At 61.0% G+C, this 20,956-nt stretch carries 16 protein-coding genes; 8 read left to right on the plus strand and 8 right to left on the minus strand.

Features of this window, described 5'->3' with window-relative positions; all coding sequences use genetic code 11:
- Window positions 1-110: 110 nt before the first annotated feature.
- The 4 genes from ACMGFE_RS22550 to ACMGFE_RS22565 all read right to left on the minus strand — a co-directional run bounded on the left by ACMGFE_RS22550 (window position 111) and on the right by ACMGFE_RS22565 (window position 5,681).
- Window positions 111-1,022, minus strand: a complete 912-nt coding sequence (locus ACMGFE_RS22550; protein ID WP_436927534.1) for an NAD-dependent epimerase/dehydratase family protein — start codon at window positions 1,020-1,022, stop codon at window positions 111-113.
- A gap of 152 nt (window positions 1,023-1,174) precedes the next feature.
- Complete coding sequence (locus ACMGFE_RS22555; RefSeq protein ID WP_436927575.1) at window positions 1,175-2,161, minus strand: aldo/keto reductase; 987 nt, start codon at window positions 2,159-2,161, stop codon at window positions 1,175-1,177.
- A 91-nt stretch (window positions 2,162-2,252) separates the two neighbouring features.
- On the minus strand, window positions 2,253-3,245 hold the full coding sequence (locus tag ACMGFE_RS22560) for an aldo/keto reductase (RefSeq protein WP_436927535.1): 993 nt from the start codon (window positions 3,243-3,245) through the stop codon (window positions 2,253-2,255).
- Window positions 3,246-3,476: 231 nt separating this feature from the next.
- Window positions 3,477-5,681 carry an ABC transporter substrate-binding protein gene (locus tag ACMGFE_RS22565; RefSeq protein ID WP_436927536.1) on the minus strand — a complete coding sequence of 735 codons (2,205 nt, stop codon included), beginning with the start codon at window positions 5,679-5,681 and terminating at the stop codon, window positions 3,477-3,479.
- 491 nt (window positions 5,682-6,172) lie between these two features.
- Between ACMGFE_RS22565 and ACMGFE_RS22570 the strand changes: the two genes are divergently transcribed.
- Together ACMGFE_RS22570 and ACMGFE_RS22575 are read left to right on the plus strand one after the other, a co-directional pair.
- Complete coding sequence (locus tag ACMGFE_RS22570) at window positions 6,173-6,514, plus strand: L-rhamnose mutarotase (RefSeq protein WP_436927537.1); 342 nt, start codon at window positions 6,173-6,175, stop codon at window positions 6,512-6,514.
- A 4-nt stretch (window positions 6,515-6,518) separates the two neighbouring features.
- Window positions 6,519-8,042 (plus strand): glycoside hydrolase family 32 protein, encoded by a 1,524-nt coding sequence (locus tag ACMGFE_RS22575; RefSeq protein ID WP_436927538.1) that lies wholly within the window; start codon window positions 6,519-6,521, stop codon window positions 8,040-8,042.
- A 313-nt stretch (window positions 8,043-8,355) separates the two neighbouring features.
- Here the strand turns inward: ACMGFE_RS22575 and ACMGFE_RS22580 are convergent, their stop codons facing one another.
- A complete protein-coding gene (locus ACMGFE_RS22580; RefSeq protein ID WP_436927539.1) occupies window positions 8,356-10,371 on the minus strand; it encodes an ABC transporter substrate-binding protein in 2,016 nt (671 codons plus the stop codon).
- 304 nt (window positions 10,372-10,675) lie between these two features.
- Between ACMGFE_RS22580 and ACMGFE_RS22585 the strand changes: the two genes are divergently transcribed.
- The 3 genes from ACMGFE_RS22585 to ACMGFE_RS22595 all read left to right on the plus strand — a co-directional run bounded on the left by ACMGFE_RS22585 (window position 10,676) and on the right by ACMGFE_RS22595 (window position 12,209).
- Window positions 10,676-10,864 carry a hypothetical protein gene (locus ACMGFE_RS22585; protein ID WP_436927540.1) on the plus strand — a complete coding sequence of 63 codons (189 nt, stop codon included), beginning with the start codon at window positions 10,676-10,678 and terminating at the stop codon, window positions 10,862-10,864.
- A 469-nt stretch (window positions 10,865-11,333) separates the two neighbouring features.
- Entirely contained in the window at window positions 11,334-11,987 is a 654-nt protein-coding gene (locus ACMGFE_RS22590; RefSeq protein WP_436927541.1) for a YIP1 family protein, read from the plus strand.
- A gap of 48 nt (window positions 11,988-12,035) precedes the next feature.
- The gene (locus tag ACMGFE_RS22595; RefSeq protein WP_436927542.1) at window positions 12,036-12,209 is read left to right on the plus strand and encodes a hypothetical protein; all 174 of its coding nucleotides are present in this window, start codon (window positions 12,036-12,038) and stop codon (window positions 12,207-12,209) included.
- A gap of 54 nt (window positions 12,210-12,263) precedes the next feature.
- Here the strand turns inward: ACMGFE_RS22595 and ACMGFE_RS22600 are convergent, their stop codons facing one another.
- Complete coding sequence (locus ACMGFE_RS22600) at window positions 12,264-13,001, minus strand: RraA family protein (protein WP_436927543.1); 738 nt, start codon at window positions 12,999-13,001, stop codon at window positions 12,264-12,266.
- A gap of 190 nt (window positions 13,002-13,191) precedes the next feature.
- The gene (locus tag ACMGFE_RS22605; RefSeq protein WP_436927544.1) at window positions 13,192-15,306 is read right to left on the minus strand and encodes an ABC transporter substrate-binding protein; all 2,115 of its coding nucleotides are present in this window, start codon (window positions 15,304-15,306) and stop codon (window positions 13,192-13,194) included.
- A gap of 348 nt (window positions 15,307-15,654) precedes the next feature.
- Here ACMGFE_RS22605 and ACMGFE_RS22610 point away from each other — a divergent pair, with 348 nt between their 5' ends.
- Window positions 15,655-17,130 carry a glycoside hydrolase family 32 protein gene (locus ACMGFE_RS22610; protein ID WP_436927545.1) on the plus strand — a complete coding sequence of 492 codons (1,476 nt, stop codon included), beginning with the start codon at window positions 15,655-15,657 and terminating at the stop codon, window positions 17,128-17,130.
- Window positions 17,131-17,186: 56 nt separating this feature from the next.
- On the plus strand, window positions 17,187-18,674 hold the full coding sequence (locus ACMGFE_RS22615) for a sulfatase family protein (RefSeq protein WP_436927546.1): 1,488 nt from the start codon (window positions 17,187-17,189) through the stop codon (window positions 18,672-18,674).
- A gap of 33 nt (window positions 18,675-18,707) precedes the next feature.
- On the opposite strand, the gene ACMGFE_RS22620 is transcribed toward ACMGFE_RS22615, so the two are convergent.
- Window positions 18,708-19,532, minus strand: a complete 825-nt coding sequence (locus ACMGFE_RS22620; protein ID WP_436927547.1) for a sugar phosphate isomerase/epimerase family protein — start codon at window positions 19,530-19,532, stop codon at window positions 18,708-18,710.
- Between the two features lie 173 nt (window positions 19,533-19,705).
- Between ACMGFE_RS22620 and ACMGFE_RS22625 the strand changes: the two genes are divergently transcribed.
- Window positions 19,706-20,752 (plus strand): zinc-dependent alcohol dehydrogenase, encoded by a 1,047-nt coding sequence (locus ACMGFE_RS22625; RefSeq protein ID WP_436927548.1) that lies wholly within the window; start codon window positions 19,706-19,708, stop codon window positions 20,750-20,752.
- Window positions 20,753-20,956: the final 204 nt, after the last annotated feature.

Below are 20,956 nucleotides of genomic sequence, written 5' to 3' on the forward strand. Positions count from 1 at the left end.
GCCCGAGAGACCCCCAAACGGGAGGCTGTATCCGGACGGTTGTCGCAGTTTCCCCATCCGACCACATAATCGCGTGGTGTCGATTCGTTAATTGGCTTCCCCTATCCGTATCAGCGGTGCTCTCGCCAGGAGTGCTGTGGCTCCCAGTCGAGCAGGTCGCGGGCTTTCTGAACGCTGATCAGGCCCTCGTGGCCGGTGAACGACCGGCGCACCTCGACGTCCGGGTAGAACGCTTTGACAACATCGGCGGTCGGAGCGTCGAGCGTCGTGTCGTCCGCGACGATCCAGAACGTCTCGTGGCCCTCGAAGTCGGCGAAGAGAGCCTGACGGAGCGAACTTGCGGCGTCCTCGATGTGAGTGTAGCTGAACAGAGGGGCGTCTGCTGGATCGCGCATTTCGAGGGCTGAGTCGAGTGAGCGGTCATTCTCGTGCCAGTCGCTGACGTCGTGTGTCACCCCTTCGAACCGGTGGGTACTGATCCGGTATGGAGGCCCGTCAAGGCGGCCGAAACCGTCGGCACTGACCTCGACAATGCGCTTGCCGAGACCGTAGGGCTCGCTCGGAGTTCCGGGATGGTCTTCGTCGACTGGTAGGTACTCGATATCCGGTTCCTGTCCAGAGAAATACTTCCCGATGGCACAGACGCTCGACGCCATCGCGACGGCTTCGATGTCCAGGTTCTTGGCCGCCTCGAGCAGATTATAGGATGTCATGACTTGATTCTCGTAGGCTACGTGCCAGGGGCTAGACGTCGCGCTGGTCAGAGTGCCCACGTGAACGATGGCGTCCGCGCCGCTCGCTCCGAGCGACCCGTGTACTTCCCCGGCATCGAGCAGATCAGTCCGACGATACTCGTCGGCGGGCGTCACCTCCATTCCTCTCCGGTTCACGACAGCGTCGCCCCCACCGAGCCGCTCGACGTCTAGATTGACCGTGCGGTAACCGTCCTCGTTCAACTGGTCGATCACCACGCTCCCGACGTTGCCACTCCCGCCCGCCACGGCTACAGTGTCGATAGCCATGACAGCAGTCCTCGGGTAACCGAGGTAAATGTAGCGAACCCGGAAGCCAGACGGTCGGCGCCACTTGCTAAGAGGGCAGGGTGGCCAGGGTTGAACGAAAAATTGCGGACCGCCCCTAAGTCGACGTCACTGAATCGGGCGCTGCCAGACTGTCATAGGTTTAGTTTCGAACGGTCCCAGGTCGGATCGATCGGGTCTTCCAGGCGCTCGAGATCGCTCTCGGAGAGGTCCACCTCTAGTGCGCCGACGTACTCGTCTACGTGGTCGGTTTCCCGAGGGCCGATGATGGGCGCGTCGACGATGTCTTTGTGGAGGAGCCACGCGACGCTCACCTGCACCGGGGTCACGTCCTCGCGCTCGGCTATCGAACGCACCTCGTCGAGCACCTCCCATCGCGATTCGGTCGCAAGGTACGACAGGTCGCGATAGGTGTCGTCACTAGCGTCCAGTTCAGCAGGCTCGCTCGAGCGTTCGTACTCGCCGGTGAGAAAGCCAGCCGCTAACGGCGCATACGTGATCACGCCGAGGGGCTGATCGCTGGCGACGGGAATGAGATTCTCTTCCTCGTGGCGGACAACGAGGTTGTACTCGGGCTGTATGGAAGCGAAACGCCGGAACCCTTCCCTGTCGCTCGCGCCGAGGGCTTTCATCAGCTGCCAACTCGCGAGGTTGCTCGCGCCGACGTAGCGGACCTTGCCCTCGTCGATTAGTTGGTCGAGCGCGTCGAGCGTCTCCTCGATCGGCGTCCGGTAATCCCAGGCGTGGATCTGGTAGAGGTCGATGTAGTCGGTATCGAGGCGGTCAAGGCTCGCGTGGGCCTGCTCGATGACGTGGCGCCGCGAGAGACCGCTCCCGTTAGGCCCATCCGACATCGTCTTGCCCACTTTGCTCGTGAGGACGACTTCATCGCGTCGGCCTTGGATGGCTCTCCCGACGACCTCCTCGCTCTCACCGCGGGAGTAGATGTTGGCCGTGTCGATAAAGTTGATACCGTGGTCGAGCGCTCGGTCGATGATCGCAAGGCTCGCCTCTTCGTCGTTGAGCGTCCACGCTCCCCCGTCGGTGTGACTGAGGGCTGCACATCCCAGACAGAGTTTCGATACCTCAAGCCCCGTGTTTCCGAGTTGTGTGTATTCCATCTGTCTCAGACTGTGTGTGGTCTGCTCAGTGAGCCGGTGTAAATATATCGGCACCATCGGAGATGTGTCCAGAACTATCCTAAAGGGGGATTCAGTGATACCGGGAGTCCGACTCCCAAGGGTCGGGATTCTCGTCGAGTGCCGCCTTCACGGAGTCGGTCGCCGCCGTGAGTCGGTCGAGCACGTCGTCTCCAAGATCGAGCTCGGCCGCTTTCGCGCTGTCTCGGACCTCATCGGGGTTTCGTCCACCGACCAAGACGTTCGAAACACCCGGTCGCGAGAGCGCCCAGGCGAGCGCGGCGTGCACCATGCTGATCTCCACCTCGCGGCAGATTTCCTGGACCCGATCCAGTGCCTCAAACACTTCCTTCTCGACACCTGCCTCGTCGTGGTCGGCCATCGGCCGGTCGCACGAGTAGAGCCGCGTTCTGGCTCGTCCGTCTGGGACTTCGTCGGGGGATGCCCACATGTCTGCGAGTAGTCCCTGCGCGAGTGGGCTGTAGCAGGTGATGCCGACGTTGTTCTCGGTACACAGGTCGAGCAGTTCATGCTCGATCGGTCGCCAGAGCAGACTGTAGGGCAGCTGGTTCGTCGCGACGGGGACGTGGTCGAGTATCTCCGTAAGGTCGCGAGACCCGAAGTTCGACACCGCCGGAACGCAGATCTTCCCCTCCTCCCGCAGGCTACGGAGTGTTTCGGCCGTGTCCTCGATCGGAACGTCGGGATTGGCGTAGTGGAGGTAGTAGACGTCCACGTAATCGGTGTCTAACCGCTCTAGACTCCCTTCGAGGGCTTCACGGAGATCATCCGGTCCGAGGTTGTTCGGACTGGCCTTCGTGGCGATGACGACATCGTCCCGGTCGTACACCTCGAGAGCTTTCCCCAGTACCTCCTCGGAGTAGCCACCGCCGTACGCCTCGGCGGTATCGAAGAAGTTTATGCCGACGTCGATGGCTGTCCGGATCGCCTCGATCGAGTTAGACTCGTCTTGTGGCCCCCACGTCTCGTCGTTGGATATCGCCCAGAGCCCCATCGACACGGTACTGACCTCGATTCCCGACTCTCCGAGTTCGGTGTATCGCATGCCTCCTAAATGACATCTAACTCATATGAGCGTTCCCCTCTCGGAAAACCGCTCTGGCGCCGGCCGTCGAACCGACCGCAGAGAAACGAGGACTCACGGATATCTGAACCGCGTGAGATAGGCACAGGCGTTCATCTAGTGGCGAGCGCTCAGCCTTTCGTGCTGGTACAGTCTCACTCGAATACGAGAAAATCGAAAGCGATGCAGGTCGGACCGGACTGATCGGAGCGATCAGTTGGGTTTGGCCTGGATGTTCCCTAGATCCATGTTTGCCGGGAGCACGGCGGTCTGGAAGTTGTACTGCCAGGCGTTCGAACTGTCCGCCGGGGCCTCCCAGTTCTCCTCGTCGAGGAGGACGAGGTCACTCGACAGCGTCAGCGGCAGTTCCGGCAGGTCCCAGTTGTACGCCCAGTAGATCTTCGAGAAGATCTCCTTTTTCTTCTCGCCAGTCAGCGTCACCGCCTCGTTCGACCACTCGGCGATCGGGAAGGGTTCGCGCTCGCCATCGGGGTCGCCGATCGGCGGGATCTCTATCGTGAACGGCTCGAGCGCCCCGTCTTCGACCTGGTTGCGCTCGATCGCGACGTTGTCGAACTCGTTACGCTGAATCTCGATCCCCTCGGTCGCTTTGATCGTCTCGACGACGTCGATTCCATGAGAGGCGAAGAATCCGTTAGGACCGCCTTCGAACACCTCCCATAGGTAGTTGCTAGCGAACCACGCGAGCTCGTTGCCGCCCCAGCCGCTGGGGATGGCCTGGTACTCGCCGTTTCGCAGACGCTGCTCGAAGTTGCTTTGCTCAACCGTCTCGATAGTCGTCGGGATACCGAAGCCAGAGAGCATGTCGGCGATCGTCGTCTCCATGACGGGCGTGCTCGAATCCGTCATGATCGAGAACGAGAACTCATCGCCATCGGGCGTCATCCACGTGCCGCCCTCTTTCGAGTAGCCCGCCTCGTTCAGCAGTTCGGTGGCGCGGGCAGTGTCGTACTCGTAGGAGACGAGCTTGTCTTGGAAGCCCTCGGTGGGGAAATCCTCCGGGAGAATCTCTGCTGGCGGTTTCGTCACTGCACGCTGCGTGTTGCGGTTGATGTTCTTGGCGATGGTGTCCGAACTCAGCACGTGCATGATCGCCGCCCGCGCCTCACGGGGTTTGAACATGTCGTGGTGGCGGTTAAGCGTGAGCGACCTTCCGCTGTTCGCAGGTGAAGAGAGACGTGTGTACTTGTCGGGGAACGAGTCCACGACGTGAGGCGGGATGTCACCTGAGACGTGCGCGCTGAGATTGCCGGACTTGAGATTCGCCCAAATCGCCCGGGGCTCGGACTGGAAGAGGAACTCCGCTCCATCGAAGTTGAGTTTGTCGGCGTGGCGGTGACCGTCGTTTATCTCGCAGACAATCTTTTTCGAGCCCTGAACTTCCACGGGAACAAACGGGCCGCTGAACTCGGCGTTCTCAATGTCCGGCTCAGTATACCCCCAGCCGAACGGGGGGATGTCCGGACGCATCTCCTTGATCTTCTGCTGGTTCTCCTCCGTCCAGGGGTCGCTCATTGCGTCAATCTCATGGAAGTACTCCTTCATGTACTTCCAGTGGTAGGCGCCGGCCTGCCAGTACCCCCAGTTTTTGATCTCGGCCGGGCTAAAGTTGCCGAACTGGCCCCGGTCGCTGTGGAAGACGAGTTCCTTGCCGTTGAACTCGAACTCCGTGACCGCGTGTACCCACGTGCTGGGGGTTTCTTCCCCGCTCTTGATCTGCGGGATAGTTACGGGAACCGAGTGCCGCCAGAGGTACAGCAGGGTACCCCAGTCCTTAGAGTCAACGGGCTTCCCGCCGCTCCAGTTTGAATTCTCATCGAACTTGACAGTGATCTTCTTCGGTTCGATCTCGAACGATTCGATGATCCCGGACTCCCACTCCCTGGTGGCCGTGTTCTTCGGCAGCGTCTTCGGCCAGAGGTAGGGGTCGATACTCCACGGGGATCCCATCTGGCCCTGGCCGTTTCTAGACCACTGGATCTTCTGGGGGTCTTCCCACATGACACCGACGAACGTCTTGTCGGTGTCGGGTAGCGGTTCCTCGGTGCCGGTTTCGGTGGGCGTACTCCCGTCACCGCCACCGCCACCGTCACCGCCATTACCGCCGCCATCGCCACCGTCACCGTCACCGCTACCCGGCGTTGGCGTGCCGTCGCTCGGCGCGTCCGTATTCGTATTGCTGCCACACCCGGCCAATCCGCCTGCACCTGCGGCAGCCAAGTACCCAAGGAATCGGCGTCGCTTTGAATTTAGGTCCTCGCTGGACGAATCGTGATCTTTCATGGAAGTCAACAGGCCTGATTGTGGATACAACGATGTATAAATGTTTTGGTACCTGTAACTTTGTAACAGGAAAAGACGGGGAAAATGCCGCTCATCAGTCCCGGATCGTCGCATGTCTCCCGATCAAATGACGACGTGTTGAAAGGCACGAACGGAGAAGGAGCGCGAGCAAAACGTGGCTGCAAAGAAATATGTCTCCGGGGGAGCAGTCCTCAGTCCGGTTTGGCCTGGATGTTCGTCAGGTCCATGTTCACTTTTATCGGATCGGCTTGGAAGTCGTACAGCCGGTTCTCGGAATCGTTTGAAGGATGAGCCCATTACTCGGAATTTATGACGTGCTGCGTGCTCGACAGTGCGAGCGGAAGCTTCGGGGGGTCCCAGTTGTAGGCCCAGAATATCTTCGACAATACTCACCGTTTCTTTTCTCCGGAGTAATTCACGATGTTTCCTGCCCACACCGCCACCAGTATCAGCTCTCGGTTCGAAGGTCGAGAAACGCATGACGGGTAACGACCTTAACGCTGGGCGGCCCATACGTTCTCGAAGTACTCGAGGGAACCGTCGACCACAAGGTATAAACGATGATTCCGGGAAAATGTACTACGATGACAGACCACAACTCCACGGAACGAGTTGCGATGCTCCAGCGCCTGGATCCTGACCATATCGACGACTACCTCGAGGCCCACGAGGACGTCCCGCAGGCAGTCTCGGACGCGATGGACCGCGGCGGCGTCCAGGAGTTCCGCCTGTTCGTCCGCGACGAGATTTCCGTCGCGTACTTCGAGGTTGACGACTACGAGGAGTTCAACGGGGTGTACATGGCCGACCCCGAGTGTCAGGAGTGGGAGGAACGCGTCGCGGCGTTCAAGCAGGAAGGCGTCGACGTCGACTCCGGCGAGATGCCGCTCATGGATGAGGTCTGGACTTTCGAGGCGGAGGAGTGAACTAATGTCACTCGATAGCCCGGAAACCCGGCGCCGCAACCTCGCGTCCGATCCCTACCGGCCGGCGTATCACTTCGTCGCCCCCTCGGGTTGGCTCAACGATCCCAACGGAGTGATACAGTTTGACGGAACCTACCATCTCCTCTACCAGTACAACCCCTACGAGGCGCGCCACCCGATCGGACTCATCAGGGGTGGTGATCGAGACCCTGACGAGTACCGCGATCGGATCCACTGGGGTCACGCAACGAGCGAAGACTTGCTTCACTGGACGGACGAGACTATCGCGCTCTCGCCGACGCCGGGCACCGCCGACGAAGATAGCTGCTATTCGGGTTGTGCGGTCGCCGACGATGGCGACCTCACGTTCGTGTACACCGGGAACCTCGAACGCGACCCCGAGACGGGCGATCGTGTCCAGCGCCAGCTGCTCGCCACCAACCCCGGCGGTGAGAACGCCACCTGGGCGAAAGACGCCGCGAACCCGGTCCTCGAAGCGCCCGAGGGGATCGACCCGCGTGACTTCAGGGACCCGTTCGTCTGGCAAGACGGCGACACGTGGTACGGTCTGGTCGGCGCACAGACCGTCGACGGCGAAGACAACCTGACTCTGTTCCGGTCGGCTGACCTCCGGGACTGGACCTACCTGGGTTCGTTCATGGAGGGCGTCGACACCGGAATGGAAGATGTCGACTCCGCCCTCGAGTGCCCGGGATACCTACCATTCGAGGACGTCGACTGTCTGTACGCCTCGGGCATGGAGCGCGGCGCCCAGTACTTCCTCGGCGAACTACAGACGGATGTCCCCGAGTTCGACATCGCCGCCAGAGGGACTCTCGCCCACGGCGATTACTACGCACCTCAGGCGTTCGTCGACGACGCCGGACGGACCGTCGTGTTTGGATGGGCGTGGGAGGCGAGGTCCTCGGCGGCGCAGGCCGAGGCCGGGTGGTCGGGAGCGATGGCGCTGCCGCAGCGCCTCTCCGTTGAGGACGGGTCGCTCCGGATCGAACCGGTCGAAGAGGTCGAGCGACTCCGCGGCCAGCACCGGGAATTCGGACCCCGTGACCTGGACTCGGGCGAGCCGTTCGTTCCATCCGATGTGCACGGTGACCGCCTGGAACTCCGCGCGACCTTCCGGGACTGGGACGACGAACCGTTCGGTCTCACGGTCTACCGACCGGAGAGCGACGCTGGGACCGGAAGTGAGTCCGGCGCCCGGGTGGTCGTCGATCCGGACGCAGCGGAGGTCCGCATCGAGCGCGACGCCCTCTCGCAGACCGAGAGCGCGACCGACGACCCCGTCGTCGCGCCCTTCGAACAATCGACCGACGAGGAGACGACGCTTCGGGTGTTCGTGGACCGCTCTGTCCTCGAGGTGTACTGCGACCGCCAGACCTGTCTCGTCGGGCGCGTCTATCCCGACAGTCACGACCACGACAGCGTCGGCGTCTCCGGGGACGGACCGGTGACGCTGGCGTCCCTCGACTGCTGGACGCTCGACCCCGTCTGGCCCGTCGCGGACTGACCCGCCTCTCCCAGCGGGACGGGTGTCGAACGTCGGCACTCGCCTCTCGTCGGAGCGGTTCCCCACGTACCTTCGGCGTCGCTCGCAGCCCTTTTTGGCGCGTCAGCGGTCACGGCTGCGGAGCGCGGTATCCAGTGTGAAACTCTCAGGGACGGAACGTGTTTACCAGCGACCTCGACCCGACCGTCGTCGTGTATACACGGGCGGCGGGACCGCACTGTGGCCCATCAAGAGAAACTCGCTTCGGGACGTCCGTGAGGCAGGAGTGACAGTAACGACGTTCTTCGCGCGATGCGGGCGCCGACTCAGTCGATCAGTCCGGCTTCGCCTGGATCAGTCCGAAATTCATGTTTGCCCACATCGGGTTGAAGAAGTTGTTCGCCCACGTGCGCGAGTCGTTCGACGGGTACTGCCAGTCCTCCTCGTTGACCATCACGAGCTGATTCGCCCGCGTCAGTGGGAGGGTCGGCAGGTCCCAGTTGTACGCCCAGTACAACTTCGCGTAGATCTCCTGTTTCTTCTCGCCCTGGAGCCCGATGGCTTTCTGCTGCCACTTGGCTGCCGAGAACGGCTCGCGCTCGCCGTCGGGGTCGCCGATCGGCGGGATCTCGAGCGTGAACGGCTCGAGTGCCTCGGCAGGGACCCGGTTGCGGGGGAGTGCGAGGTTGCCGTACTCGTTGCGCACGATCTCGATCCCCTGTTCTTTCAGCATGCTCACGAGGTCGTCATTCGAGATGCCGTGGGACGCGTAGATCCCGTTGGGATCGCCCCCGAGGACGTCGAGGAAGACAGTGGTGATCCACGCTAGTTCGTGGGTCCCCCAGTTGGCCGGGACGGCCTGATACTTCCGGTTCTGCAGGCGCTCCTCGAAGACGCTGCCGTTGACCGTGTCGATATCGACCTCGATGCCGAAGCTGGAGAGCTGGTCGGCGATCGACGACTCCATGACCGGGGTGCTCGAATCGGTCATGATCGAGAATCGGAACTGTTCGCCGTCGGGCTTCATCCACGTCCCGTTCTCTCTGGAAAAGCCTGCCTGCTCCAGCAACTCGGTCGCGCGCTGGGTGTTGTACTCGTAGGAGACGAGTTCGTCCTGGAACCCCTCGTACGGGAAGCCCTCCGGCAGGAGTTCGACCGGCGGACTCGTCACACCGACCTGCGTCTTCCGGTTGATGTTCTTGGCGACCGTTCCCGGCGCGAGCGCGTACATAAGTGCCGCCCGAACCTCGCGAGGTTCGAACATGTCGTGGTGACGGTTGAGCGTAAGCGACCGTCCGTTGGCCAGCGGGGCTTTGATACGTTCGTACTGGTCGGGGAACGAATCCACGACGTGGGGCGGGATCTCGGTCGAGACGTGACCGCTCAGGTTCCCGCTCTTCAGGTTCGCCCAGATCGCGCGGGACTCCTCTTGATAGCGGAATTCGGCCCCCTCGAAGTTCAGTTCGTCCGAGAGGTGGTGCCCCTCGTTGACCTCGCAGACGATTTTCTTCGACCCGCGCGTCTCCACTGGAGCCAAGGGGCCGCTGAACTCGGCGTTCTCGATGTCCGGTTCTACGTAGCCCCAGCCGAACGGTGGAGCATCGGGACGCATCTCCGCGATCTCCTGCTGGTTCTCCTCCGTCCACGGGTCGTCCATCGACTGGATGGTCTCGACCCAGTCTTTCATATACTTCCAGTGCCACATCCCCGCCTGGGCGTATATCCACCGCCGGATGTTCCACTCCGGCCACTGGTCGAAGAGTCCGGGTTCGCTATGGACGACGAGTTCCTTGCCGTTGAAATCGAATTCCGTGATCGCCATCAACCAGATACTGGGATCCGCCTCGCCGGCTTTGACGTCGGGGATCGTCAGACCAGCCGAATGTCGCCAGAGGTACATCATCCCTCCCCAGTCTCTGGCGTCGACGGGCTTGCCGCCACTCCAGTAGGCGTCCGGCTGGAAGTTGACTGTGACCTTCTCTGGTGCGATGTCGATCGACTCGACGTGTGGATCCTCGACGTTCCAGTCCTGCACGTGTCCTGGGTTACTGTTCCCCCAGAATGCCGGCTTCTTCCCCCAGAGAGACGGTTTCCCGCCGCCCGGAGGGGCCGCCCATTGGACCTTCTGTGGGTCCTGGGACACGACGCCGACGAACGTCTTGTCGGTGTCCGGTAGCGACGATTCCGTCTCGGTTGCGGTCGGCCTCTCGGTGTCGGTGCTGCCGCCGTTGTCCTCGTTCTCGTCTCCCCGGTCGAACGTCGGTTCGGCAGTCGGTGTTGGCGTCCCGCTGGCCGGCGGCTGGGTGTCCTCGCCATCGTTGCCACACCCAGCTAGCCCGGCTGCGCCCACCGCACCCAGGTACCTGAGGAACCGACGTCGGTCAGAATTTGCCTCTCCACCGTCCGAATTACCATTATATACCATTGGATATGCGGATTAAAGCTCATAGTGCCCCAATATAATATTATTGTTTATATGAATATATTTCCAGGCCCGAACTAAGGGATTCCGTTCGATGATTAGCCCGCCAAGACAGGGAGATACGCACACTTATCCGCGAGACGATAGCAACAGTCAGGCACTAATCAGGATAACGCGGAGACAACACAGTCGGCCACAAATAAACAAAGATCCCGAGAATCCGCACGCGCCGATGCCAGACGATGACTCCACAGAACGAGTTGTGATGCTCCAGCGGCTGGACCCGGACCACGTCAACGACTATCTCGAAGCCCACGAGGATATCTCGCAGGGGGTCTCCGACGCGATGGGCCGGGCGGAGTTCAGGAATTCCAGCTACTGGTTCGGTCGGCCGTGTTTAGACGCTAGTAAGAGCGGTTGAGAGACCTGTTTCCAGAGTCTGTGAGTCGGAATAGTCGACGAGTATCGCTAGTTTCCGAGCCGAGATCGGTCTGATCAGCCTGAATTGGTCGCAGTAGCCGGGCAATTCGGTACGGCAAAGCAATTGGACGAGCCGTACTACCAGCGTCTATTCACCCCGATCGAAGCACAAGCTCTCAACGGCCCGCATTTAGGCGTCTAAACAAGGCCGGTTCGGTCCAGAATCCCGACCGGCCACTCAAGAACGACCCCAGTGGAATCGACCTCGAGCTAACCGCCTGCACAGTCGCATTCCGTCCCCGAGCCTGCAGATAACGCCGCTGAGTAGACACCCCGATTATAGGTGCCAGCCCGCATCGCCTCGTAGCATCGGCGCGTTGCGTGACCAGACGAGAGAGTGTCACTAGATCTCCAACGAGCGGATGCCACCGAAATTAACTTATTGTTATTACGTAAACCCACACAGAGTGATGGTCACAGAACTGATCAGCGAACCGGCACCGTACCTCCACAACAAGCTACAGCAACAAACCGTCCGGATCGAAGTCATCCTCGTCCTCCTGGTGGGTGCGCTCGGGAGCTTCGGGCACTACTATCTCATCCAGCGCTTCACCTCGCTCGCCGACGTCGCGGGGTTCGCCGAGTTCCGATCGATCGGGTACGTCATCGAACCTATCGGAGGGCTGTTCGTGTTCTGGATAGGAAGCGCGATCGTCGCACACCTCATCGCGGGACAATTCAACACCCGTGGACCGATACTGCGCGTGCTGAAGATGTCCGCCTGGGCGACAGTTCCGATCGCTATCGGAAACACTGCCCGCTCGATCGCGATGTATCTCGCCTACCGGGACGTCGCGAGTGACGACGTCAACATCACTGTGAACGGTTTCGAGGAGAAGCTCGACGCGTTCCTGGCCATGCACATGGGCGACCCGGTCGTGATCGTGGCGACTGTCGTGCTTGTTCTAACTGTTGTCTGGTATTGGTATTTGTTCTCGATCGGACTCCGCATCGCGAAAGAGGGAATCTCCGAACAGGAAGCCCGTATCGCGGCCGGCATTCCTTCCGCCATCTTGGCCATCTACCTCCTCAACGCCCTGCTCGGAAACGTGGGCGTCCTGTAGACCTGGATCCCCGGGAAGTTTTTGTGGTCAGTCCCGATACCTGTCTCCATGGGACTGCTACGCCGGATCACAAGGTTGCTCCGAAAGCCGTCGATCGACCCGGAGAAACGGGAGGAGAACTACCGCTGTATCCGCTGTGGAGCCGTGTTCGAACGCAATCACAGGGTCTGTCCCGACTGCGGGACGCAGTACGTTCTACCTATCGATGAAAAGGAGCGGTGACGTCGACCGAGTCATAAATAAGCGAGTGGACAGCCTGTCACAAGTTTTCGGGAATCACTCGAGCGTGAAGTCAGGTTCGAGCCCTACCCTTTCGTAGAGGTCCCTCCGGACTGCCTGGTCGGTTTCACGCTCTGTACGAGCCGCTTCACCAACCCGTTTAGCGAATTCGAGTGGAACGACCACGACGCCGTCGCCGTCGGCGACAATCACGTCCTCAGGCCGGACCTGACAACCACCAACATTAACCGGGATCTGGGAGTCGTCGAACTCCGTCCGGCCAGGGATGATGGATTTGTTGGCCGTCTTGGAATAGGTCGGGATATTCTCCTTGATCATTTCGTCAGTATCGCGAGGCCCTCCGTTAGTGACGATCCCAACGGCGCCGTCCGCGATCCACTCAAGCGCGTTTACCGAACCGATGATTCCGCACTGGAGTCCGTGAGCCTCCAGGACGATAACGTCGTGATCGTTGATGTCAGTCGGTTCTCCGGCCAGTTCGTCGTACCAACCATCGCGCCATTCGAAGGTCTCTTCATGTCCGAGTTCATCAGGAAAGCCCCGGCGTCGGTTCGTCGGCAGGTACCGCACCGTGTGAGCGAACCCGACGATTCGATGGTCAAACGATTCCATGTCCCGGTACAACGGCCCGATATCCGACGACATTCTGTTCAGGTCGTATCCGAACCCGTAGCAATCCAACCCGTCAGCGGCGTCAGCAACTCGGACGTTCTCATATATTTCGAGGATCTCTTCACGTTCGGCTGCTGTCAATGGTGGCTCATAGTCAGCCATAACCAAACGTGTGACGCCATCAACATTAATTGTTTATGTAGCAGAGAAAATCTCGAAGGATAGTCAGCGCGAGATTGTTCGTCGTCAGCCACCACGCAGTGGTGGTCGCATGCCCCAGGTCCGACGGAATTAAAACCGACGTCGAAACGCGGCGGCAAGTAAGTCGGTGAGGGTCCCGGAACCGGTCCAGTCAGTCCGGTTTCGCCTGGATATTCCCCCCGTTCATGTTGTACATGAGGGGGTTCATCCACCAGTTGTACCTCCACTGCACCGAGTCCTTCGGTGGGTGGGACCAGTTCTCTGAGTCGATGAAGATCTGGCTCCCTGTCAGCGTGAGCATGAGTTGGGGCTGGGCCCAGTTTTTGGCCCAGTGCGCCTTCCGGATAACCTCTGTCTGCTTCTCATTGGACATCTTGGGGAACTGGTGAGCCCAGTAGGGGAGCGGGAGTTCGAGGGTCGGTTCACCGTCCACGTCGCCGATCGGAGGCACCTTGATGGTAAACGGCTTCAGTGCTTCGTTAGTGCGGAACTCGTACGGGTTTTCCTTCTCGGGCGTCAGTTCGAACCCGTCCGTCTGCTCGATCGTCTCCTTGACGTCGATCCCATTTGCGGCCCACATCCCGTAGGGGTCCCAGTTGTCCCCTTCTCCCTGGTAGAACGGCGGGCCCGCCCACTGGAGGTACCCGACGCTATTCACCTGTTGCTGGAATCCCCACTCGCGGACATTGGCCTGGAAATCAGTCTTTTGGAACCGCTGCTCGTAGACGCTGCTGTTGACTGTCTCAACGTCCACCTTGATCCCGAAGCTCGAGAGCTGGTCGGTGATCGTCGACGCTGCAGTCGGCGTGTCCGCATCGGTCATGATCGAGAAAGAGAACTCAGTGCCGTCCGGTTTGACCCACGTCCCGCCCTGCTTCGAGAAATTCGCTTGTTTCAGGAGTTGCGCGGCCCGTTGAGTGCCGTCCCCGTTCTCGTAGGTGACGTGCTTGTTTGCCCACGACTCGGAGCTGTAGCTGGGAGACGTGATCTCGGTCGGCGGGCGAGTCACACCGCTCTCGATGTCCGGATGTAGGTTCTTTGCGAGCAGGTCCGTGTTGACCACGTGTCTGAGAGCCGCTCGAACCTCTCGTTCCTTGAACATATCATGTTGCCAGTTGAGACCGAGAGCCGTCCCAAACGGCGTTTTCGAGATGACCTGTGAGTACTTATCCGGGAATGAATCGACGATGTGTCCCGGGACCGTCCCGGGACTCGCCGCACTGAGGTCACCGCTTTTGAGCTGTGCCCAGATCGCCCGTTCTTCTGGTCTATAGAAGAACTCGGCGCCCTCAAAATTGAACTTGTCGGCGTGGCGGTGGCCCTCGTTTATGTCACAGATGAGTTTCTTCGAGCCTTTGGCCTCCTTCGGCGTGAAGACGCCGGATGTTGGGACCTCTTTAGGGTCGGGTTCCTCATATCCCCAACCGAACGGAGGGATGTTCGGCTTCATCTCTTGGATCTTCTTCCGGTTCGCATCGGACCAGGGGTCATCCATCGCCTCGATTTTCTTGTAGTACTCTTTCAGATACTTCCAGTGGTACGTTCCCGCCTGGAAGAAGGCCCAGTCGTAGTACACGAGGTTTCGGAAGTGTTTGAAATACCCCGGTTCGCTGTGGAGGACGAGTTCCTTGCCGTTGAACTCGAAGTCAGTGATAGCCTCAACCCAGGTCATGGCGTTGACGTCCACGTCCTCGCTTCTGACCTGCGAGATCGACCGCTCGGCGTCGTGCCTGACGAGGTAAAGCAGCGTACCCCAGTCTTTGGAGTCAATTGGTTTCCCGTCGCTCCAGCTGTGGTCGGGATGGAACTGGTACGTTAATTTCTTATCCGTGATATCGAGGTCGGTGACGATCCCGTCCTCGAACGCGCCGGTCCTGGGGTTACGCGCCATCGTTTTCTCGTAGAAGTACCCCAGAATGCTCCAGGGAGTCTTCACTGCCCCGGACGTCTGCGCGAACTTGGTCCACTGCACCTTGCTAGGGTCGTACCGCATGACGCTGCGGTAGACCTTGTCCGTCTCGGGTACCGCTGTTTCGGTTTCGTCTGAGGTGGGGGTATCCGTCTCTTCGCCTCCACCTGGCGGCACTGTCGTCTGGGCCACAGGTGTGTCCGTCGGCATCGATGTCGACGTGTCGCCGCCCGGTGCTTCGGTTTCGTTTCCGTCACCGCTACACCCTGCCAAACCGGCTGCCAATGCACTCACGTACGCTGTGAACTGCCGCCTACTCCACTTTCTATTGCCGTTCGCTGACTGCTTTTCGGTCACTGTCGAACCCTCAACCTACATGATTAAATAGTGAGTATATAAAACTTTCCTGAATTTGGAAGTCGCGGTCGGTGACAGTAATGGTCGACCACTTCCCCAGGTTATCACTGCGGGAGGCGTGACGCGTCTAGACCTGATTGACATGCTGGACGCCGACCATTGATATCGAGCGCCAAGGAGTGCGCCTCGATATCGAATCTCCAGCTACGGTCGGCACGTCAGCGGACCGCCCGAAGCGTCGTAGCAGCTCACTGCCGGCCGCCGGAGCGGGACAAGTCGACGGTCCGGGAACAGTCGATACCCGAGTTGATCAGAATTATTATAAATTAGGTGGCCGATTTGCTCTTCATGTCCCTGGAAGCGGACGTTGAGGCAGTCTCTGGTGAGCAGCGCCGCGAATTCAAACGTATGCGCGAGGGGTTGGCAGACGACCCGTACCGCCCGCGGTATCACTTTGCGCCGCCTGCGGGACAGATGAACGATCCCAACGGAGCGCTGGTCTGGAACGGGCAATACCACCTGTTCTACCAGTTCAGGCCTCCCGGAACCGACCGCTGGCACTGGGGCCACACTGTGAGCGAGGACCTGATCAACTGGTACGACCTGCCCGTCGCGCTCGAACCGGACCCCGAGCTCGAGGAGCACTGCTTCAGCGGGCAGGCGATCGTCGAAGACGACCGGGTCGTCGTTATGTACCACGGTGTCGGGGCGGGCAACTGCATCGCCGAGAGCGACGATTCTCTGCTCATCGACTGGGAGAAACACCCCGAGAACCCCGTCATTCCCATCGACGAGGACGCACCGTACCGCATCTTCGACCCGTGTATCTGGCGAGAGGGCGAGACGTACTACTCGCTGTCGGGGAGCTGGAGCGGCCAGTCGCGCGAAGAGGGGCGAACTGCGGAGTTCCTCTTCAGTTCGACGGATCTGGTCGAATGGGAGTACCTCCATCCGCTCGTTGAGGACGGTTTCTACACTGAACCCGGAGAGGACGGCGCCGTCCCGAACTTCTTCACACTTGGAGACCGGCACGCTCTCGTCTTCTTCAGTCACAAACACGGCAGTCAGTACTACGTGGGAGACTACGACCCCGAGAACCACGAGTTTGACATCCGAACTCACGGCCGGTTGACTCACATGGTCGGCGTCCCCGGTCGGTTGCGAGGGGAAGGTGGCCACCTCAATGCTCCCTCGGTGATGCGGGACGGCGACCGACGCATCGCCTTTTTCAACGTCCTGAAAGGGAAGCCCGTCGGGGAGTGGCGGGACGTGATGACAGTGCCCCGACGGCTCACGCTCGCCGACGACGATACGATCGATGTCACGCCGGTGGAGGAGTTGACCGCGCTCAGGACGGACACTGAACGGATCGAAGACGTCACTGTTCCGGCCAACGAGACTCGGGTCCTCGACGGTATCGAAGGCGACAGCGCCGAGTTTGAGGTCGTCCTGGAACCCGAAGACGCACGGGCCTGCGGGCTCAAAGTCCTTCGGTCGCCCGACGGTGCCGAACACACCACGATCACCTACTATCCCGATACCGATTCGCTGGGACTCGACACGACTGAGTCGACGCTGCGGGGAGACACGCACGACCGGCCGCCGACTGCTGCTCCGCTCGTGCTCGGGGACGACGAACCCCTCCGGTTGCGGGTGTTCATCGACCGCAGCGTCGTCGAGGTCTTTGCCAACGGGCGTCAGGCCATAACCAGTCGTGTCTATCCGGAGCGGGACGACAGCGTCGGCGTGGCTGCGTTCGCCCGTCGAGGCGATGCCGAGCTAGTAAGTCTGGACGCCCACCAGATGGCCTCAATCTGGGTCTGACCCCACGGTTGCTCACACGTAGTTTTACGTAAGCGGGCCCGGTGTCTGGAAGCATCATGCCTGTCGACCAGCCGAACATCCTGTATCTCATGGCGGACGACCACGCCGCCAACGCCATCGGGGCCTACGGGTCTCGTCTCCACCGAGTCTCCCCGACGAACAACATCGACCGCATCGCCGACGAAGGAATCCGCGCCGACAACGGTGTGTGTACGAATGCAATCTGCACTCCCAGTAGGGCGTCTATCATGACCGGACAGTACGGTCACCGCAACGGCGTGCGTACGCTCGACGACGCGCTCGACCCCGACCGAGACAACCTCGCCAAGCGGATGCAGGACGCGGGATATCAGACGGCCGCGATCGGTAAGTGGCACTTGAAGACCGAACCCAGCGGCTTCGACTACTACAACGTCCTCCCGGGTCAGGGGGACTACCATGACCCGAAACTCAAGGAGAAGGGCGACGAGTGGCGCGACGGCGGGCGGGGCGGCCAAGAACACTCCGGATTCGTGACGGACGTGATAACCGACGAGTCCCTCGACTGGCTCGAACGGCGCGACCTGGACCAGCCGTTCTTCTTGATGACGCACTTCAAGGCACCCCACGACCCGTGGGATTACCCCGAGCGTTTCGAGGACCTCTTCGAGGACGAGACTATTCCCGAACCGACGAGCCTGTTCGAGAGCCTCGACCACCGGTCCGAGGGCTCTCGCGAGTACGGCTTCCGCGTATCCGAGGGGAATCCCCGGGGGTCGCTCATCGAGTGGTTCACGCGCGATGACTGGCCGACCGGGACGCTCGATGTCGACGGGATGACCGATGAGGAGGTGACCCGGGCGGCCTACCAGAAGTACCTCGGCGACTACCTTCGGTGTATTGCAGCCATCGACGAGAATGTCGGCCGACTGCTCGACTACCTCGACGAGGCGGGGCTCGCTGAGGACACGCTCGTCGTCTACACCTCGGACCAAGGGATGTTCCTCGGCGAGCACGACCTGTGGGACAAGCGCTGGATGTACGAGGAGTCGCTCCAGATGCCGTTCCTCGCTCGCTACCCCGGGGAGATCCCGGAAGACACCGTCGCAGACCAGCTCCTCTCCAACGTGGATTTCGCCCCGACGTTGCTCGACTATGCCGGCGTCGACGTTCCCGAGGCGATGCAAGGCGAGAGCTTCCGGAAGATTCTCGCGAGTGAGGAGCCTGACGACTGGCGCGATGACGTGTACTACCACTACTGGATGCACCGCGCACACCTCGACGTGCCGGCCCACTACGGCCTCCGCACGGACCGCTACAAGCTGATCTTTTTCTACGGTCGACCGCTCGACGCGTCCGGTGCCCGCGACACCCCGACAGAGCCCGGCTGGGAGCTGTACGACCTGCAGCGGGACCCGAACGAACTCGAGAACGTCTACGACGACTCCCGTTACGCGGACGTTCGCGAAGACCTCAAGGAGCGGCTGCTCGACCGAAAGGAAGAATTCGGCGACGAGGACGACGCCTACCCCGAGCTGATGGAGATCAGATCGGAGTACTGGTAGGCGATCGGAGCTGGAAGCGGGACTTCTAACCAATCACCGAACAGTGTCGAGGTACTCGAGGTCAAGTTCGGTCTGGTCGTAGAGCACGTCGACGTCGTCGACGTGGTACTCCCCGTGGATCGAGAGGGGGCCGTCGAAGTCCATCTGGTCTAAACACTCGAACACCTCGGGCCACGGTGCGAGCCCGCTGTCCAGGGGCATCGCCCGACTCGTCCACTCCGAGTCCCGTCGACCGATCTGTGGCTCTTGCACCAGCCCGAAGTCCTTGACCGCGACCATCTTCGTATAGTCCTGCAGGAGATCCATCCCCATCTCCCAACCCGATCCCGCGCCTTCGAGGGCCATGTGTCCTGGGTCAAGGTACGCTCCGACGTGGTCCGGGTCGTAGTCGCGGAGCAAGTCCCAGAGCACCGCTGGATTCGACGAGAGCACGTCGTGGGAGTGGATATGTACCGCAGGCGTGACGTCGTAGCGCCGACTGAGTTTGCAGACATCGTCTAGGTCGCGCCCCATCGCGTCCAGTTGCTCGGTCATCGACCCGAACCCGTCGTACCCCCAGTACCCCAGTTTGAGGAACTCGACGCCCTGTTCGGATGCGGTTTCGAAGATTGCCTCAGCGTGTTCGTCATCCGCGTTCGTGATCGATGTCGTGATCATCGGAACCGAGAGCCCGAGCGAGTCGAGCGTCTCGACCGCCTCGGGCAACCGCTCTCGCACTGCCCCGGGAGCGACGTGACCGCCGTCGCGGACCGTAAGGTCGGCCCCGTCGAATCCGAGGTCCCGAAGGTACTCCCCCGTCTCCTCGACTGAGCACCCGCCGATGCGCTTCCACATCTTGGTAAACATCACCTGCTGCATGGTGCGTCCTATGGCACGAGACATTTTAAAAGCACATATCGCGGAAGTGTGGCGGATAGTGCGAGTTGGTTCGGACTAGCCGCTGTCAATCGTGTGTTTCCCCGGTGGTCCTGACAGAATACCCCACCGGATCGCATACTCATTAGTAACGGGCGTCCGTAACAAATCTCGCTATGGCCGATACCAATACTGTTGCGATGGTCGACGGAACCGGGGAAATCGTCCTCGAGGACTGTCCGGTCCCCGAACCGGAGCCCGGAGAGCTTCTCATCGAGGTCGAGGCTTCGCTCATCAGCCCGGGATCGAACGCCGGGTACGTTCAGCACCGCCGCGAGAACCCGGACCCGGACGCCGATGCGACGCCGCTCGGCTACCAGGGGGCGGGCGACGTCGCTGCGGTCGGTGACGGCGTCGACCGATTCGAGGAAGGCGATCGAGTGGCGTGTATGGGGTCGGGATACGCAGTCCACGGCGAATACGCGACGGTCCCAACGAACCTCTGCGTCGCGATTCCCGAGGAGGTGACCTACGAGGAGGCCTCGTTCAACCACCTCGCAGCCACGGCGCTACACACCGTCCGCCGCGGCGATCTCCAGATCGGCGAACGCGCGACCGTGATGGGGCTCGGGATTGTCGGCCAACTCACTGCGCAAGTTGCCGGCGCTACCGGCGCACGTGTGGCGGGCGTCGACATGCTGCCGAACAGGGTCGAGATCGCCCGAGAAGCCGGTGTCGAACGGTCGATAGACGCCGGGGAGACGGACCCGGTCGAGGCTGTCGACAAGTTCACGGACGGCGCCGGGATCGACTGCGGATTTATCTGCTTCGGTGGGGACGGGACCGACGCGTTTCACGATCTCATCGAGATGACTAAAGAAGCGCCGGACGGACACGAGTACGGCCGGATCGTCATCGTCGGGAACGCGCATGTTGAGGCGGACTACCCGCTGTCGGTGGGCAACATGGACGTGCGCGCGGCCTCCCGTCCCGGGCCTGGCTACCACGATCCCGAGTGGGAACGCGGCGCGGACTACCCCGAGGAGCTCGTCCCGTGGACGACCAGACGGAACCTCCAGACGTCGATAGACCTACTCGACAGGGGTGAACTGGCGGTCGACAAGCTGGTCACCCACCGGTTTCCGCTCTCGGAAACCGGGGCCGGGTACGAGGCGCTGCTTGAGAGTCCGGACGAAACGCTCGGTGTCGTCATCACCGCCTGACTGCAAACCGAAGACCGGTACCCGACGGCCGAACGGCGGCGTTGCGGAAGACACCGAAACGAGAGTTGACGACTATCACCGACGCAGGGCACGGTCAGTTGAGTTTGGCCTGCACGGTGTCCCTGCGCACGTTGTACGCCAGCACGTTTGTCCGGTAGTCGTACTACCACTTCGTCGAGTCCGCCGGCGGATGGATCCACTCCT

This window comes from Halosimplex amylolyticum (genome assembly GCF_051414035.1).
Classification (GTDB): domain Archaea; phylum Halobacteriota; class Halobacteria; order Halobacteriales; family Haloarculaceae; genus Halosimplex; species Halosimplex amylolyticum.

Coding starts and splice junctions, on each gene's coding strand:
- ACMGFE_RS22550 (WP_436927534.1), bottom strand. CDS start 1,022: ATGGCTATCGACACTGTAGCCGTGGCGGGCGGGAGTGGCAACGTCGGG.
- ACMGFE_RS22555 (WP_436927575.1), bottom strand. CDS start 2,161: ATGGAATACACACAACTCGGAAACACGGGGCTTGAGGTATCGAAACTC.
- ACMGFE_RS22560 (WP_436927535.1), bottom strand. CDS start 3,245: ATGCGATACACCGAACTCGGAGAGTCGGGAATCGAGGTCAGTACCGTG.
- ACMGFE_RS22565 (WP_436927536.1), bottom strand. CDS start 5,681: ATGCGACGATCCGGGACTGATGAGCGGCATTTTCCCCGTCTTTTCCTG.
- ACMGFE_RS22570 (WP_436927537.1), top strand. CDS start 6,173: ATGACAGACCACAACTCCACGGAACGAGTTGCGATGCTCCAGCGCCTG.
- ACMGFE_RS22575 (WP_436927538.1), top strand. CDS start 6,519: ATGTCACTCGATAGCCCGGAAACCCGGCGCCGCAACCTCGCGTCCGAT.
- ACMGFE_RS22585 (WP_436927540.1), top strand. CDS start 10,676: ATGCCAGACGATGACTCCACAGAACGAGTTGTGATGCTCCAGCGGCTG.
- ACMGFE_RS22590 (WP_436927541.1), top strand. CDS start 11,334: ATGGTCACAGAACTGATCAGCGAACCGGCACCGTACCTCCACAACAAG.
- ACMGFE_RS22595 (WP_436927542.1), top strand. CDS start 12,036: ATGGGACTGCTACGCCGGATCACAAGGTTGCTCCGAAAGCCGTCGATC.
- ACMGFE_RS22600 (WP_436927543.1), bottom strand. CDS start 13,001: ATGGCTGACTATGAGCCACCATTGACAGCAGCCGAACGTGAAGAGATC.
- ACMGFE_RS22610 (WP_436927545.1), top strand. CDS start 15,655: ATGTCCCTGGAAGCGGACGTTGAGGCAGTCTCTGGTGAGCAGCGCCGC.
- ACMGFE_RS22615 (WP_436927546.1), top strand. CDS start 17,187: ATGCCTGTCGACCAGCCGAACATCCTGTATCTCATGGCGGACGACCAC.
- ACMGFE_RS22620 (WP_436927547.1), bottom strand. CDS start 19,532: ATGCAGCAGGTGATGTTTACCAAGATGTGGAAGCGCATCGGCGGGTGC.
- ACMGFE_RS22625 (WP_436927548.1), top strand. CDS start 19,706: ATGGCCGATACCAATACTGTTGCGATGGTCGACGGAACCGGGGAAATC.